Origin of the sequence: Streptomyces sp. NPDC059455, assembly GCF_042750115.1 — a bacterium.
Lineage (GTDB): Bacteria > Actinomycetota > Actinomycetes > Streptomycetales > Streptomycetaceae > Streptomyces > Streptomyces endocoffeicus.
In genome coordinates this window covers 1-14,697 of sequence record NZ_JBHYVB010000082.1, presented here as the reverse complement: position 1 = coordinate 14,697, position 14,697 = coordinate 1, and the positions used below count along the sequence as shown (strand labels likewise).

The window sequence follows — 14,697 nt, the reverse complement described above, 5'->3', positions numbered from 1 at the left end:
CCTAGAACTACACCTCAAATAACCACACCACCTTAGAACCGATTTATACACAGACGGCGGCCGCCGTATCGGCGTCGCGGCCGGTGATGACGGTCTTCGCACCGTCGGCGATCAGCTCACGGGCGGCCGCGAGCCCCAGCCCGCGGGTGGCTCCGGTGACGATGTACACCCGGTCTTTGAGTCCAAGATCCATGGGGTCAGTCTGCCCTGGGCCGTTCCGCGAGGGTGAGGGCGGTCCCCACCAGTCCGATGTGGCTGAACGCCTGCGGGAAGTTGCCGAGCTGCCTCCCGGTCGCCGGGTCGTACTCCTCGGCGAGCAGCCCGACGTCGTTGCGGAGCGCGAGGAGGCGTTCGAAGAGGGCCAGGGCGTCCTTGTGGCGGCCGGCCAGCTGGAGGGCGTCGGCGAGCCAGAAGGAGCAGGCGAGGAAGGCGCCCTCGGAGCCGGGGAGGCCGTCCACGCCGCCGCCGGTGGTGTAGCGGCGGATCAGGCCGTCCTCGCTGAGTTCGCGGCGGACCGCGTCGATGGTGCCGAGGACGCGGGGGTCGGTGGCGGGGAGGAAGCCCACGCGCGGGATGAGCAGGGTCGCGGCGTCCAGTTCGGTCGAGCCGTAGGACTGGGTGAAGGCGGACCGCTCGGGGTCGTAGCCCTTCTCGCAGACCTCGCGGTGGACGGCGTCGCGCATCGCGCGCCACCGGTTCGCGTCGCCGCCCAGCCGGGGGTCGCCCTCCAGCGCGCGGACGGCGCGGTCCGCGGCCACCCAGGCCATGACCTTGGAGTGGACGAAGTGGCGGCGGGGTCCGCGGACCTCCCACAGCCCCTCGTCGGGGTCGCGCCAGGCGGACTCCAGGAAGTCCATCAGCGCGGTCTCGATCTTCCAGGCGTGCGGTTCGGCGGGCAGCCCGGAGGTGCGGGCGAGGTGGAGGGTGTCGAGCACCTCGCCGTAGATGTCGAGCTGGCGCTGGTCGACCGCGTCGTTGCCGACCCGGACCGGGGTCGAGCGCTCGTATCCCTCCAGCCAGGTCAGCTCCTGTTCATGGACCCGGCGCTCGCCCGCCAGGCCGTACATGATCTGCAGCTCGGCCGGGTCACCGGCGATCGCCCGCAGCAGCCAGTCGCGCCAGGCGACGGCCTCCTCGTGGTAGCCGGCGCGGAGCAGGGCGTTCAGGGTGAGCGTGGAGTCGCGCAGCCAGCAGTAGCGGTAGTCCCAGTTGCGGACCCCGCCCAACCGCTCGGGCAGCGAGGTGGTGGGGGCCGCGACGATCCCGCCGCTCGGGGCGTAGGTGAGCGCCTTGAGGGTGATCAGGGAGCGCATGACGGCGTCCCGGTAGGGGCCCTCGTAGCGGCAGCGGGCGGCCCAGCCTCGCCAGTCCTCCAGGCTGGTCCGGAGGGAGTGGTACGGGTCGATGAGCCGGGGGCGTGGCTCGTGGGAGGGGTGCCAGGTGAGCACGAAGGCCACCCGGTCCCCGGCCGAGACGGTGAACTCGGAGCGGGTGCTGAAGTCCTCGCCGTAGGTGCGGACCTCGGGCTCCGAGCGCAGCCATACGGAGTCCGGCCCGGCGATCGCGATCCGGTGGCCGTCGGTGCGGCGCATCCAGGGGACGACCCGCCCATAGTCGAAGCGGAGCCGGAGGACGCCGAGCATCTCGACGCTGCCGGAGACGCCCTCGACGATGCGCACGACGTCGGGGGCGCGGTCGCGCTGCGGCATGAAGTCGCTGACCTTGACCGTGCCCGTCTCCGTCTCCCAGACCGACTCCAGGACGAGGGAGTCGTCGAGGTAGCCGCGGCGGGTGCAGGCGCCCGCGCCCTTGGGGGCGAGCCGCCAGTGGCCGTTGTCGCGGTCGCCGAGAAGCGCGGCGAAGCAGGCGGGGGAGTCGAAGCGGGGCAGGCACAGCCAGTCGATCGAGCCATGGCGGCTGATCAGTGCCGCCGTCTGGTGGTCACCGATGAGGGCGTAGTCGTCGATGTGCTGGGCCATGTCGGGGCGCCTTCCCGGGGAAGCGGTTCCTAGACCCTGCCCGGCCAAGATCCGCTGGGCGGCGCGCCTGGCGGAGAGCCGCTGGACGGGGCACCCCGCCGGGATCCGCTGGACGAGGGCCCAAGCGGATCGGCGGAAGTCGGCTGCGGTTCGGTGGTGCCCCGATGGGGCGCGGCGCTGTGTCGATGTGCGGCTTCGCCGCGGCCGGGTCGATATTCGGCTCCGCCGCGTGGGCGACCGGCCACGACGGTGCCGCGGACGATCGACGGCAGGTCAGGGCACTTCCAGCGGAGCGCTTAGTCCGCCGCGGCCGTGGCGGGGACCTTCTCCGGCGTGGCCGCCGCCTTCGCGGCCTCGGCGGCGCGGTCCCGGCGCTCGCGGCGGGCCAGTACGAACCAGCCGATGGGCACACCGGCGGAGAACAGCCACCACTGGACGGCGTACGCCATGTGCGGGCCGATGTCGCTGTGGTTGGGGGCGGCGACCGGCTGGGGCTGCTTGCCGCCCTTGGGGGAGGACGAGGTGAGCTCGATGTAGCCGCCGAGGACGGGCCGGGACAGCGCCTTCGCCTGCTGCTCGCTGTTGATCAGCGAGACCTGGCGGGGCGGCAGCCCCTGCTTGTCCTTGATGCCGCTGTTGCCGGGGGTCTCGTCGGCCTTCAGCCGACCGGTGACGGTGACCTTGCCGGAGGGGGCGGCGGGGACCTTGGGGAACTTGGTGAGGTCCGTGCCCGCCGGGATCCAGCCCCGGTTGACCAGCACCGCGCGGTCGTCCGGGAGCAGCATGGGGGTGAGGACGAAGTAGCCGATGGACTGCTCGTCGGAGCCGGTGCGCTGGCGGACGACGACCTCATGGGCGGTGTCATAGGTGCCGGTGGCGGTCACCGTGCGCCAGGTGTCGTCGCGGGGGACCGTACGGCCGGGGGCGGTGAACTTCTCGACGGCCACGGCCGGGGCGTCGAGGTTGTCCCCGATCAGCTGATTCTGCGCGACCCGGTGTTCATGGCGGTGCAGCTGCCAGAAACCCAGCCTGATCATCGTCGGGATCAGGGCCAGGGCCACGAGTGTGAGGATCACCCACTGCCGGGTCAACAGGAAGCGGTACACATCCTTGACCCTACTCGGCGTGGATTGTCCCTCGGCCGTTGGGGGCGCCCCAGGACAATCCACGCAGGTGGCCGGGTTCACACATGGTCGACGATGCCCACCTTCCCTTCCGCCCGCGCGCAGTGCGCACAGCAGTAGAAGTGGCCGTCGGCCTCCACGCCCTGCCCGATGATCTGGGCCCGGCAGTGCTCACAAATGGGCGCCATGCGGTGGATGGCGCACTGGAAACAGTCGAAGACGTGCACATTGCCCTGTGCGTGCACTTCGAATGTCATCCGGTAGTCGTTTCCGCAGACCTCACAACGTGCCATGCGCCTCAGCGTGCGGGGCCGCGCGGTGGCGGGCGAGCGGCGGGCGGGCGCGTCGCGCCGACTTCACCTGTTTGTCGGCGGCGCGGGGGTGACGTCCTGGAGGAGTTGCATGAAGGCCGCCTCGTCGATGACGGGTGTGCCGAAGGAGCGGGCCTTGGTGGTCTTGGACGTGGGCGACTCGGGATCGTTGGTGACCAGCACGCTGGTGAGCCGGGAGACGCTGGTGGCCACGTGCAGCCCGGCCTCGATGGCCCGATCCTCCAGCAGCTCGCGGTCCACGGAGGTGTCCCCGGAGAACGCCACCCGCATGCCCTGGACCAGCTGCCCGCCCGGCTCGTAGCGCCCAGGGTTGGGGTAGGGGCAGGCGGGGCGCTTACGGCTGGGGCGCCAGGTCTGCTGGTACGACCGCTGGCGGCCGATGGCCGGGCCGTCGGACCACTCGGTGAGCGGCTGGCAGGCCAGCAGCGGCAGCCGCAGCCCGGTCTCGGCGGCGCGGTGGAGGCTGGGCCGGAAGGTCTCGGCGAGCACCCGCGCGTCGTCCAGGGCGTGGTGGGCGCGCCGCTGGACCACTCCGTAGTGCGCGGCGAGGGTCTCCAGCTTGTGGTTGGGCAGCGGCAGGCCCAGCTCCTTGGAGAGGGCGATGGTGCACAGCCGCTGCCGCACGGGCGCGGCGCCGCGGGTGCGGGCGTACTCGCGGGCGAGCATCGACCAGTCGAAGGCGGCGTTGTGCGCGACCAGGACGCGGTCGGCCAGGCGCTCGGAGAGCTCCGCGGCGATCTCGGGGAAGCGCGGGGCGCCCGCGAGCATCTCCTCGGTCAGACCGTGGATCCACACCGGGCCCGGATCGCGCTGCGGATTGACCAGCGTGTACCAGTGGTCCTGCACCGCGCCCCGGGCGTCGAGCTGATAGACCGCCGCGGAGACGATCCGGTCGTCGCGGGCGAGTCCGGTGGTCTCCACGTCGACGACCGCGTACCCCTGCGGATAGGTGGCCGGCCAGGAGGACGGCGGGGCGAGGTGCGGGGCGGCTGCCGTGGGGTCTTCGAGCATGGTCAATGAGGATACGGGCCGTCACCGACAACCCTGACCGGCGGGCCGGTCGGGACGTCCGCCGCCCCGGGGTTGACGGGGCGTCGGGCCCGGGGCGGCGGGGCACAACCGGTACCCGGCGGGTCAGAGCCCGGACGCGGCGGGGTCAGAGCCTGGACAGGGCCAGCTGCAGATCGATGTCGCTGATGAGGAGGCGGCCGGCGCGCTTGTCGCCCGGGCGGTCGGGCACCGTCACCTTCACCCCGGGCGAATCCCCGGTGAGAACCGTCACCTTGGCGCCGTCGAAGCGCGGGGCCCGCTGGTGGATGACGGACTTCAGGTGTTCGGCGGCCCGTTCGGCGGTCCGTTTGCCGTCGGTGAGGGCGCAGATGACCCCGGATGTCTGCTTCGCGGATTTCGCCAGCTGTCCGGTGGCCGAGAGGCGCACCGGGTCCTTGGGGTTCTTCCCGCCGAAGTCGACGCGGTAGACATCGCCCAGACAGTCGCCCAGCGCCCGGTAGTCCGGGTCGTCCGCCACGGACTTGCCCTTGGCCGGGCGCACCGCCGACAGGTCCTTACCGGCGTAGCCGAAGGAGATCTCGTCCTTGGCGACCTGGAGGGTGATCCCGTCCTTCGTCCAGACCGTCTCGCCGTGCCAGGCGCGCCGGGCGAATCCGCCCGCCTTGAGCTTGGCGGTGACGCGGTCGGCGTCGAAGGAGCCCTGCCAGCGCCCGGCGTATCCATTGGTCACATCGGTGTCGATCATGGCCGGATCGAGGCCATAGGCATGGGCGTTGAAGCGGTACCCCGTCATCAGCGGACTGCCCGCCTGGCCGATGGCGCGGAACCGCTGGGAGCCGCCCTTCTCCAGGGACCGCACCCGGGCGGCGTCGAGATAGGAGACCTGGGTCCCCTTCGCGCCCGCGGTCGAGATGTGCCCCACCGCGTCCATCAGGGCTGAGGGGGAGTCATCGCCGCCCGATCCGGAGGAGCACCCCGTGGTGAGCGCCGGCAGCAGGCAGGCGAAGGCTATGCCACCGATCCGGAACCGTTCTCTGGCTCTGCGCACAGGCGGGGAGCTTAATCGGCCATGCCGCCATCGGCATGCCGCCATCGGCCATGCCGTCCGAGGCGGGACCCGTTGTTGACACCGCATCTACCATACTTGTTGGTAACTACCTCTAGCGGCGGCCTTACGGGCGGTTCTATGTTGCGGACATGCCGCACCTGCCCAATGCCGTGATGTGGTCGATACCGGCCTTTGTCCTGCTCGCCGTCGTGGAGATGGTGAGCTACCGCTTCCACCCCGACGACGCCGCCGAGGGCTACGCGGCGAAGGACGCCGCGACCAGCGTCACCATGGGGCTCGGCAGCCTGGTCTTCGATCTGCTGTGGAAGATCCCGATTGTGGCGATCTATGCCGCCATCTACGAACTCACCCCGCTGCGCGTGCCGGTGGTGTGGTGGACGCTGCCGCTGATGTTGCTCGCCCAGGACTTCTTCTACTACTGGTCGCACCGCGGGCACCATGTCATCCGCATCCTGTGGGCGTGCCATGTGGTGCACCACTCCAGCCGCAAGTTCAACTTCACCACCGCCCTGCGGCAGCCGTGGACCACCTGGACCGTCTGGCCGTTCTACGTGCCGATGATCGCGCTCGGGGTGCATCCGGCGGCGGTGGCGTTCTGCTCGTCGGTGAACCTCGTCTACCAGTTCTGGATCCACACCGAGCGGATCGGCACCCTGCCGCGCCCCGTCGAGTTCCTCTTCAACACCCCCTCGCACCACCGCGTCCACCACGCCTCCCAAGGCGGCTATCTGGACCGCAACTTCGGGGGCATCCTCATCGTCTGGGACCGGCTCTTCGGGTCCTTCGTCCCCGAGACCGAGCGGCCCGTCTACGGCCTGACGAAGAACATCGACACCTACAACCCGCTGCGCGTGGCCACGCACGAGTACGCGGCCATCGCCCGCGACATCGCGGCGGCGCGGGACTGGCGCGAGCGGGCGGGCCGGGTCTTCCGGGGACCGGGCTGGCAGCCCGCGACGGTCCCGGAGGCGGGTCTCCCGGAGGCCGGTTCCCCGAAGACGGGTCCGGACGCCGGTTCCCCGGAGGCCGGGCGGCCGGAGCCGGTCGGCGAGAGCGTGCGGTGACGGCCGCCGCAGGGCGCGCGACGACGGTCCTTCAGGCCCTCTTCGCGCTGCTGACCGCCGTTCACCTGGGCGCCCTGCTCATGGACGCCACCACCGTCGTCCACCTCACCAAGCCCGCCCTGATGCCCGTGCTCGCCGTATGGGCCCTGGCGCGCGGCGGGCCGTGGTCGCTCCCGGCCGCGCTGCTGTGCGGCTGCGGGGGCGATGTGCTGCTGCAGATCGGCGGCGAGGCCGCGTTCCTGGCCGGAATGGGCTGCTTCGCTGCCGGGCACCTCTGCTATCTGGCGCTGTTCGCCCGCGCCGGGCGGCGCCGTACGCGGCCCTGGGTGGCCGTCGGGTACGGGGCCGCGTGGCTGGGCACGGTGGCGCTGCTGTGGCCCGGCCTCGCCCCGCATCTGCGGCTTCCTGTCGCGGGCTACAGCCTGCTGTTGACACTCATGGCGCTGGCCGCGCTCGGGGCGGGTGTGTGGACCGGGCTCGGCGGGGCGCTGTTCATGTTCTCCGACACCCTGATCGCGGCCGGGCTCGCCGACTGGCCACGGCCGCCGGTGCCCCAGTTCTGGATCATGGCCACCTACATAGCCGCCCAGTGGCTGTTGGCGGCGGGGGCGACGCGCGACACGGTCCCGCGCCCCGCGCCGGAACGGGCGCTCGTCAGCCCGTGATGCCCGTAAGGCAGTGACGCGTAAGTCGTGACGCCCGTAAGGCCGTGACCCCCGTCAGACCGTGGCGCCCGTAAGGCCGTGACCCCCGTCGGACCGTGGCGTCCGTACGGCCGTGACCCCCGTCAGCCCGTGACCGGCAGCCGCCTGAGCCGGACCACGCGCAGCGGGTCCGAGTGTCGGTCATGGCTCAGCTCCCAGTCCCGGGCGCGCGCCGCCTCGACCACATAGCCCGCGCCCACCCCGCGGTACTCGCGTACGGGGATGTCGTGCGGGCCCGGCGGCGGGGCCTTCTTCGCCTTCTGGGCGGCCAGTTCCTTGGCGGTCCAGAAGGCGATGCGCTTGTCGACCCGGGCCCGGTAGAAGGCCGCGTCGCCCTCGTGCCGCAGCTCCGGGAGCGTCACACACCAGGCGGGCCACACCTTCACGCTGTCCCCGAACTTGTCGATCAGGCCGAGGAACCCCTTCTCGAACCCGGGGATCACCGTAAGGATCTCGGCCACGAGCCCGAAGGCGATGAAGCCGAGGAAGATCACCACGATCAGCGCCCACCACAGCGGCAGCAGCAGCACGGTCAGCACGAACCGGATCAGCAGCGAGAAGGCCGGCCGCGGGGGCAGCGGTCCCCAGGAGTCGTCGTGATGCACGGGAACGGGGTCCTCTCGCGGCTTCATGGGGAACACGTACGGGCCGCCGGGCGGCTGCTCCGCCCCGGCGGCCCGTGCATTGTGTCAGCCGGTCACTTCTCGACGGCGTCCAGGGCGTCCGCGAGCCCGGCGCCGTAGAAGCCGTTGTACCGCTTGCCGCCCTCGCACACCGCGTCGACCGTGCCGTCGCCGTCGATGTCGTACGGCGTCGGGCAGGCCAGGTCATCGGCCTCGGCCTTGAGCAGCGCCTTCACCTGCCAGGGGGAGGCGTGCGGATGGGTGCTCTTGATGAGCGCCGCGACACCGGCCACATGCGGCGAGGCCATCGACGTGCCCGCCATGTAGCCGTACTGCCCGCCCGGCAGCGTGTTGTAGATCAGGCCGCTGGTGGCCGGGGGCTCGGGCTTCTGGTAGATGGTGCTGTCGCCGCCGGGGGCCGCGATGTCGATGATCCCCAGGCCGTAGTTGGAGAACGAGGACTTGAGCCCCTTGGCGCCGGTCGAGGCGACCGTGACGACGCCCGGCAGCTGGGTCGGGATGTCCAGGCAGACGCTCGGGTCCACCTCCCGGTCACCGGGGGTGGTGTCGTTGGGGCTGGAGGGGTCGGTGATGGTGTCCGAGGTCAGGTCGTAGTTCTCGTTGCCCGCCGCGGCCACATTGACCACGCCCCGGCGCTCGGCGTACGACGAGGCCCGGCGCACCGCCTCGACCAGGGCCTTCTGGTCCGGGTCGGTGGTGCAGTTGAAGTACCACGGGTCGGTGTAATAGCTGTTGTTGGTGACGTCCACGCCGTGTTCGGCGGCCCAGACGAAGCCGCAGACGACCGCCTCGGTGTAGAAGAACCCGGCCGTCGTGGACACCTTGATCCCGGAGACCTTGACGCCCGGGGCCACGCCGGTGACGCCGACGCCGTTCTTCGCGGCGGCGATCTCACCCGCCACATGCGTGCCGTGCGGGGACTCCTCGGCGCTCGGCCGCCAGGCGCCGTCGGCGGTGTCCGGCTTGCCCGTCACACAGTTGACGGACGCCTTACGGTCGAAGTTCGGCGCCAGATCGGGGTGGGTGTCGTCCACACCGGTGTCGATGACCCCCACGGTGACCTTACGGCTGCCCAGGCTCTTCTCATGCGCCTTGTCCGCCTTGATCGCCGGCAGGTCCCACTGCAGCGGCTCCAGCGGGTCCTGCCCGGCCTTCGCCTTCGCCGCCACCGCCTGCCGCTGCTTCTCGCTCAGCAGCTTCGGCGTGTCGATGTCGTCGGTGGACTGGGCGGGCAGCGGGGCGGTGCGGGTGTTCCCGGCGGAGGTGACGCCGCGCACCTTGCGGACGGTCTTGGCGAAGTCCGGGTTGGCGGAGTGGACGACGATGACGCCGATCCGGTCGTAGGACACGACGACCGTGCCGCCGGCCTGGGCGATGGCCTTGCGGATCCGGGACGGGTCCTGCCCCGGGGGGGTGTTGACGACATAGCTCAGGGACGGACCGTCGGCCGTGGTGGCCGTGGTGGCCGTGGTGGCCGTGGTGGCCGCGGCGGCGTGGCCGTCCCGTCCGAGCGCGGTGGCGGTGGTGGGCAGGAAGGCCAGCGCGGTGGTGAGCGCCATGGCGGCGGGTATCGCGGCGGTGCGCAGCGGCAGGGAGGTGCGGCGCGGCGTCATGGGTACTCCGGTTCTCTCGACGGTTCTCTCGAGGTGGCTGAGAAGGCTCTGGGCGGGCGGACCGGGCTGGATGGTCAGCGTTCCGGACCGGGGGCGCGGACGCGCGCTCAGCGCGCCACTCGGGGGACGCGGAGTCCCCGGGCGCCGGCGGCGGTCCGGCGGGCCGCGTCAACGGCGGCGGTCCGGCCGGGGTCATCCGCACAAGCGAATGTGCGCGCCCTCATGGCGCGGCTCCCGCGCGCCGCCTCGATGCCCCGGGACGCCGCGGAACCGGGGCAGCGGCGGCGGGGAGTGGTGAGGGGGTGGTGCGAAGCCGACGGGCCGTCAAAAACCCGCCGTCCGGGTCTTGGAGGAGCCGATCTCAGATGAGCCATGGGGTCTCCACTTCATCCTTACGGGCCGCCCGAACGCCGTCCGCGGCTGGGCGGGTACATGACGAAGGAAGCTATCGCTGATCAAGGTCGGACATCAATGCATTCCGGAAGAAAACCCGCCACAGTACCCGGAGCCGATCCCTCCCCCGAATTCTTATCCGTCTTTCAATCAACCGGCCTCTGTCGTACGGGTCCGCGCCGCCCTACCATGCGTGATCTGGATCACTCGCCGCCGCACTCCCGTCGGACCCACTCACCAGGAGAGACCGTGGATACCGCACCGGCCAACGATCGCCCCGACGATCAGCGGCAACTTGACCGTTCTGCCTACGCCGAGGTGCAAGCGAGCGCGGAGTTCGGCGAACTGCGCGGCGCCCACCGCTCGTTCGCCTTTCCGCTCACCATCGCGTTCGTCAGCTGGTACCTGCTCTACGTGCTGCTGTCCAACTACGCGGACGGCTTCATGGGCACCAAGGTCGTGGGCCACATCAACGTGGCCCTGGTGTTCGGGCTCGCCCAGTTCCTGACCACCTTCCTCATCGCCTGGTGGTACTCCCGGCACGCCGCCGCCAAGCTGGACCCCCGCGCCCAGGCCATCAAGTCCCGTCTGGAGGAGCGCTCATGAGTACCTATCTGCTCGCTGCCGAGAGCGCCTCGGACAACCGGCCGCTGATCGTCACGCTCTTCTCGGTCTTCGTCGTGGCGACCCTGGTCATCACCGTCTGGGCGGGCCGGCAGACCAAGGACGCCACCGACTTCTACGCCGGCGGCCGCCAGTTCACCGGCTTCCAGAACGGCCTGGCCATCTCCGGCGACTACATGTCCGCCGCGTCCTTCCTCGGCATCGCCGGCGCCATCGCGCTCTCCGGCTACGACGGCTTCCTGTACTCGATCGGCTTCCTCGTCGCCTGGCTGGTGGCCCTGCTGCTGGTCGCCGAGCCGCTGCGCAACTCCGGCCGCTACACGATGGGCGACGTGCTCGCCTACCGGATGCGCCAGCGCCCGGTGCGCACCGCCGCGGGCGTCTCCACCATCGTCGTCTCGATCTTCTACCTGCTGGCGCAGATGGCGGGCGCGGGGGTGCTGGTCTCCCTGCTGCTGGGCATCACCAGCGAGGCCGGGAAGATCCTCATCGTCGTCCTCGTCGGCGTCGTGATGATGCTCTACGTCACCATCGGCGGCATGAAGGGCACCACCTGGGTGCAGATGGTCAAGGCCGTGCTGCTGATCGCGGGCACCCTGCTGATCACCTTCCTGGTGCTGCTGAAGTTCAACTTCAACATCTCCGACCTGCTGGGCGAGGCGGCCAAGAACAGCGGCATCGGAGAGTCGTTCCTGGAGCCGGGGCTGAAGTACGGGGTCAACGCCACCACCAAGCTGGACTTCATCTCGCTCGGCATCGCCCTGGTCCTGGGCACCGCGGGCCTGCCCCACATCCTCATCCGGTTCTACACCGTGCCCACCGCGCGGGCCGCCCGTAACTCGGTCAACTGGGCCATCGGCATCATCGGCCTCTTCTACCTGATGACCATCGCGCTGGGCTTCGGCGCCGCCGCGCTGCTCAAGCACGACGACATCATCGCCTCCAACAAATCCGGCAATACCGCCGCCCCGCTGCTCGCCGAGGAGATCGGCGGCGGACCGGACTCCACGGGCGGCGCCATCCTGCTCGCGGTGATCTCCGCGGTGGCGTTCGCGACGATCCTCGCCGTGGTCGCCGGACTCACCCTCGCCTCCTCGTCCTCCTTCGCCCACGACCTGTACGCCAACGTGATCCGCAAGGGCGAGGCGACGCAGAAGGAGGAGATCTCGGCGGCGCGCTGGGCCACCGTCGGCATCGGCACCGTCGCCGTCGTCCTCGGCGTCTTCGCACGAGATCTCAACGTCGCCGGACTCGTGGCACTGGCCTTCGCGGTCGCCGCGTCCGCCAACCTGCCGACCATCCTCTACAGCCTGTTCTGGAAACGCTTCACCACCCAGGGCGCGCTATGGTCCATCTACGGCGGACTGATCTCCTCGGTCTTCCTGGTGCTCTTCTCGCCCGTCGTCTCGGGCAAGGAGACCTCGATGTTCCCGGACGTGGACTTCCACTGGTTCCCGCTGGAGAACCCGGGACTGATCTCCATCCCGCTGGGCTTCCTGCTCGGCTGGCTGGGCACCGTCGTATCCAAGGAACAGCCCGACAAGGAGAAGTACGCCGAGCTGGAGGTGCGCTCGCTCACCGGGCACGGAGCCCACTGAGCGGTCACTCCACCCGCGCGGCCCCTCCATGTCACACCTGTCACGTACGCTGCGAGACAATTGAGCAGTGCACGCACGCCAACCGTGGAGGGGCCGCCACCATGTTGATCGACACCTATGGTCGCGTAGCCACCGACCTGCGTGTCTCCCTGACCGACCGCTGCAATCTGCGCTGCACCTACTGCATGCCGGAAGAAGGCCTGCAGTGGCTCGCCAAACCGGATCTGCTCACCGACGACGAAATAGTCCGGCTGATCCGGATCGCCGTCACCGAGCTCGGGGTCACCGAGGTCCGCTTCACCGGCGGTGAGCCACTGCTGCGCCCGGGTCTGGTCGGCATCGTGGAGCGCTGCGCGGGCCTCGACCCACGCCCCCGGATGTCGCTGACCACCAACGGCATCGGTTTGGAGCGCACCGCCCAGGCCCTGCGTGACGCGGGCCTGGACCGGGTCAATGTCTCGCTCGACACCCTGCGTCCGGAGGTGTTCCAGGCCATGACCCGGCGCAAGCGCCATGGCGATGTGCTGCGCGGCCTCGACGCGGCGCACACCGCCGGGCTGACCCCGGTGAAGGTCAACGCCGTGCTGATGCCGGGGCTCAACGACGACGAGGCGCCCGAGCTGCTCGCCTGGGCCGTGGAAAACGGCTATGAGCTGCGCTTCATCGAGCAAATGCCGCTCGATGCGCAGCACGGCTGGAAGCGCGACGGCATGATCACCGCCGGGGACATCCTGGCCAGTCTGCGCACCCGCTTCACCCTCACCGCCGAGGGCGAGGACGAGCGCGGCTCCGCGCCCGCCGAGCGCTGGCTGGTCGACGGCGGCCCGGCCCGGGTCGGCGTCATCGCCTCGGTCACCCGCCCGTTCTGCCGCGCCTGCGATCGCACCCGGCTGACCGCCGACGGGCAGGTGCGCACCTGCCTCTTCGCGCGCGAGGAGTCCGATCTGCGCGGAGCGCTGCGCTCCGGCGCCCCGGACGAGGAGATCGCGCGGCTGTGGCGGCTGGCGATGTGGGGCAAGAAGGCCGGATCCGGGCTCGATGACCCGTCGTTCCTCCAGCCGGACCGGCCGATGTCGGCGATCGGCGGCTGATCACTGGTTTGCGGCTGATCACTGGTTTTCGGTGGCCGACCATTCCTCCAGCGTCACCACGTCCTTGAGGAAGCCCCGCACTCCGAGGAACTCCGAGAGATATTCGCGGTGTTCCTCGCAGGCGAGCCAGGTCTTGCGCCGCTCCGGGGTGTGGATCTTGGGGTTGTTCCAGGCCAGCACCCATACGGCGGGGGCGTGGCAGCCCTTGGCGGAGCAGATCACGGTGTCGGTCTCGGCGGCGGTCTCACGGATGTTCACACCGCAGACTCTACGAAAAGCGCGCCGGACATGACGACGCCGGGCAGCCACGGGGGGAGCCGCCCGGCGTCGGTCTGTCGCTCCGACGGGGGATGCGGAGCGCGTACGCAGTATGTCACGAGGGATGGGGCCCGGTGCACCGGTACTGCACTATTGATCTGAGGTTTTCTTGAGCTTACGGAAACGTGGCAGGTCAGCCACGCTCACCGCGTCCAGGCTCGCTGATATGTCCGACGTCCTCCGGGACGGATTCCGCCCCCTCGGGATCGCTCGGCTCCTCGCCACGCCCGGCGATCAGCATCGGACGGGGCGGCGTCGGGATGAAGGTGGTGGGCAGCGAAGTGGCGTTCTCCCGGCCCGCGTTGGCTATCACGACCGCGATGTAGGGCAGCACCGCGCCGAGCACCAGAGCCACGATCGCCACATGGCGCTCCACGTTCCACAACACCGCCGCCAGCACGACCGCGAGGGTCCGGACCGACATCGAGATCACATAGCGGCGCTGCCGGCCGCGTACGTCGTCGGCCAGCCCCTGCCGCGCTCCGGTGATTCGGAAGACCTCCGCATCGCCGTGCTTCCGCATCACGTTCCACCACCTGATCGCCGAGCGGGCTTCCCCCGCTCTGGGACGTACTCAACGTTACGCCGCGCCTGCTGTCGGTTCGAGACCGGGGCACCCTGATGGGTGCCGTCTCCGGCTACGTCAGGGGGCGTATCGGCCCTCCGGCGTGCGCCGTACCCGAAGTGGCCGAACACTGGGAGGGATGTGCATCCCCTCGCCGCGTGTCAGGGAGGCGACATGAACTGGCTATGGGCGATCGTCGTGGGCCTGATCCTGGGTGTGATCGCCAGGGCGATCCTGCCCGGCAAACAGGCCATTCCACTGTGGCTGACCTGCGTCTACGGCATCCTCGGCGCCATTCTGGGCAATGCGGTGGCCGGCTGGATCGGGGTCAGACACACCGAGGGCTTCGACTGGATCCGGCATCTGCTGCAGCTGGCGGGGGCCGTGCTGATCGTCGCGCTGGGTACTCCGCTGTGGCACTCGATCCGCGGTGGCGGACGCAGACGTAGTGCGACCTGAGGGGCGCGACGGCGGTGTGATCCGGTGCGGGACGGCGGCGGCCGATACGACGGCTGGTACCACGGCTGGTACGACGGCGGCGGCCGGTGCGCGTGGTGGACGCGCACCC

At 70.4% G+C, this 14,697-nt stretch carries 15 protein-coding genes and 1 pseudogene; 6 read left to right on the top strand and 10 right to left on the bottom strand.

What is annotated here, in order from left to right; all coding sequences use genetic code 11:
* Nucleotides 1-66: 66 nt before the first annotated feature.
* From ACFXB5_RS26775 to ACFXB5_RS26750, 6 genes and pseudogenes are all read right to left on the bottom strand, one after another.
* Nucleotides 67-193, bottom strand: a pseudogene (locus ACFXB5_RS26775) (SDR family NAD(P)-dependent oxidoreductase); the annotation flags it as partial.
* Nucleotides 194-197: 4 nt separating this feature from the next.
* Nucleotides 198-1,979 (bottom strand): glycoside hydrolase family 15 protein, encoded by a 1,782-nt coding sequence (locus tag ACFXB5_RS26770; protein WP_385212220.1) that lies wholly within the window; start codon nt 1,977-1,979, stop codon nt 198-200.
* Nucleotides 1,980-2,275: 296 nt separating this feature from the next.
* Nucleotides 2,276-3,085, bottom strand: coding sequence for an SURF1 family protein (locus ACFXB5_RS26765; protein ID WP_385212218.1), 810 nt, complete (start codon nt 3,083-3,085; stop codon nt 2,276-2,278).
* A gap of 77 nt (nt 3,086-3,162) precedes the next feature.
* Complete coding sequence (locus ACFXB5_RS26760; RefSeq protein ID WP_201853613.1) at nt 3,163-3,396, bottom strand: hypothetical protein; 234 nt, start codon at nt 3,394-3,396, stop codon at nt 3,163-3,165.
* 63 nt (nt 3,397-3,459) lie between these two features.
* Nucleotides 3,460-4,446: a DEDDh family exonuclease gene (locus tag ACFXB5_RS26755; protein WP_262702632.1), complete on the bottom strand. Its 987-nt coding sequence runs from the start codon at nt 4,444-4,446 to the stop codon at nt 3,460-3,462.
* Nucleotides 4,447-4,591: 145 nt separating this feature from the next.
* Entirely contained in the window at nt 4,592-5,494 is a 903-nt protein-coding gene (locus ACFXB5_RS26750) for a hypothetical protein (RefSeq protein ID WP_385212216.1), read from the bottom strand.
* A 149-nt stretch (nt 5,495-5,643) separates the two neighbouring features.
* Between ACFXB5_RS26750 and ACFXB5_RS26745 the strand changes: the two genes are divergently transcribed.
* Both ACFXB5_RS26745 and ACFXB5_RS26740 read left to right on the top strand, forming a co-directional pair.
* Complete coding sequence (locus ACFXB5_RS26745) at nt 5,644-6,579, top strand: sterol desaturase family protein (protein ID WP_385212214.1); 936 nt, start codon at nt 5,644-5,646, stop codon at nt 6,577-6,579.
* Nucleotides 6,576-7,244, top strand: coding sequence for a lysoplasmalogenase (locus ACFXB5_RS26740; RefSeq protein WP_385212212.1), 669 nt, complete (start codon nt 6,576-6,578; stop codon nt 7,242-7,244). The genes ACFXB5_RS26745 and ACFXB5_RS26740 overlap by 4 nt, the downstream gene beginning before the upstream one ends.
* Before the next feature lie 122 nt (nt 7,245-7,366).
* Here the strand turns inward: ACFXB5_RS26740 and ACFXB5_RS26735 are convergent, their stop codons facing one another.
* Together ACFXB5_RS26735 and ACFXB5_RS26730 are read right to left on the bottom strand one after the other, a co-directional pair.
* Entirely contained in the window at nt 7,367-7,888 is a 522-nt protein-coding gene (locus tag ACFXB5_RS26735) for a hypothetical protein (RefSeq protein WP_385212210.1), read from the bottom strand.
* Nucleotides 7,889-7,980: 92 nt separating this feature from the next.
* Nucleotides 7,981-9,540, bottom strand: a complete 1,560-nt coding sequence (locus ACFXB5_RS26730) for a S8 family serine peptidase (RefSeq protein WP_385212208.1) — start codon at nt 9,538-9,540, stop codon at nt 7,981-7,983.
* A 642-nt stretch (nt 9,541-10,182) separates the two neighbouring features.
* Between ACFXB5_RS26730 and ACFXB5_RS26725 the strand changes: the two genes are divergently transcribed.
* From ACFXB5_RS26725 to moaA, 3 genes are all read left to right on the top strand, one after another.
* Nucleotides 10,183-10,539, top strand: coding sequence for a DUF485 domain-containing protein (locus tag ACFXB5_RS26725; protein ID WP_051572843.1), 357 nt, complete (start codon nt 10,183-10,185; stop codon nt 10,537-10,539).
* On the top strand, nt 10,536-12,155 hold the full coding sequence (locus ACFXB5_RS26720; RefSeq protein WP_044577384.1) for a cation acetate symporter: 1,620 nt from the start codon (nt 10,536-10,538) through the stop codon (nt 12,153-12,155). Before ACFXB5_RS26725 ends, ACFXB5_RS26720 begins: the two co-directional genes overlap by 4 nt.
* 101 nt (nt 12,156-12,256) lie before the next feature.
* Nucleotides 12,257-13,246 carry a GTP 3',8-cyclase MoaA gene (gene moaA / locus ACFXB5_RS26715; RefSeq protein WP_385212206.1) on the top strand — a complete coding sequence of 330 codons (990 nt, stop codon included), beginning with the start codon at nt 12,257-12,259 and terminating at the stop codon, nt 13,244-13,246.
* 18 nt (nt 13,247-13,264) lie between these two features.
* Here moaA and ACFXB5_RS26710 read toward each other — a convergent pair whose 3' ends face one another.
* Together ACFXB5_RS26710 and ACFXB5_RS26705 are read right to left on the bottom strand one after the other, a co-directional pair.
* A complete protein-coding gene (locus ACFXB5_RS26710) occupies nt 13,265-13,504 on the bottom strand; it encodes a hypothetical protein (RefSeq protein WP_385212204.1) in 240 nt (79 codons plus the stop codon).
* Between the two features lie 193 nt (nt 13,505-13,697).
* Nucleotides 13,698-14,087 (bottom strand): DUF3099 domain-containing protein, encoded by a 390-nt coding sequence (locus tag ACFXB5_RS26705; RefSeq protein ID WP_385212261.1) that lies wholly within the window; start codon nt 14,085-14,087, stop codon nt 13,698-13,700.
* Between the two features lie 216 nt (nt 14,088-14,303).
* Here ACFXB5_RS26705 and ACFXB5_RS26700 point away from each other — a divergent pair, with 216 nt between their 5' ends.
* The gene (locus ACFXB5_RS26700; protein WP_385212202.1) at nt 14,304-14,588 is read left to right on the top strand and encodes a GlsB/YeaQ/YmgE family stress response membrane protein; all 285 of its coding nucleotides are present in this window, start codon (nt 14,304-14,306) and stop codon (nt 14,586-14,588) included.
* The last annotated feature ends 109 nt before the right edge of the window (nt 14,589-14,697 follow it).

Bases quoted from the DNA above. Each gene is read 5' to 3' on its own strand.
- moaA (WP_385212206.1), top strand. From the start codon at position 12,257: ATGTTGATCGACACCTATGGTCGCGTAGCCACCGACCTGCGTGTCTCC.
- ACFXB5_RS26755 (WP_262702632.1), bottom strand. From the start codon at position 4,446: ATGCTCGAAGACCCCACGGCAGCCGCCCCGCACCTCGCCCCGCCGTCC.
- ACFXB5_RS26720 (WP_044577384.1), top strand. From the start codon at position 10,536: ATGAGTACCTATCTGCTCGCTGCCGAGAGCGCCTCGGACAACCGGCCG.
- ACFXB5_RS26770 (WP_385212220.1), bottom strand. From the start codon at position 1,979: ATGGCCCAGCACATCGACGACTACGCCCTCATCGGTGACCACCAGACG.
- ACFXB5_RS26700 (WP_385212202.1), top strand. From the start codon at position 14,304: ATGAACTGGCTATGGGCGATCGTCGTGGGCCTGATCCTGGGTGTGATC.
- ACFXB5_RS26705 (WP_385212261.1), bottom strand. From the start codon at position 14,087: ATGCGGAAGCACGGCGATGCGGAGGTCTTCCGAATCACCGGAGCGCGG.
- ACFXB5_RS26730 (WP_385212208.1), bottom strand. From the start codon at position 9,540: ATGACGCCGCGCCGCACCTCCCTGCCGCTGCGCACCGCCGCGATACCC.
- ACFXB5_RS26745 (WP_385212214.1), top strand. From the start codon at position 5,644: ATGCCGCACCTGCCCAATGCCGTGATGTGGTCGATACCGGCCTTTGTC.
- ACFXB5_RS26760 (WP_201853613.1), bottom strand. From the start codon at position 3,396: ATGGCACGTTGTGAGGTCTGCGGAAACGACTACCGGATGACATTCGAA.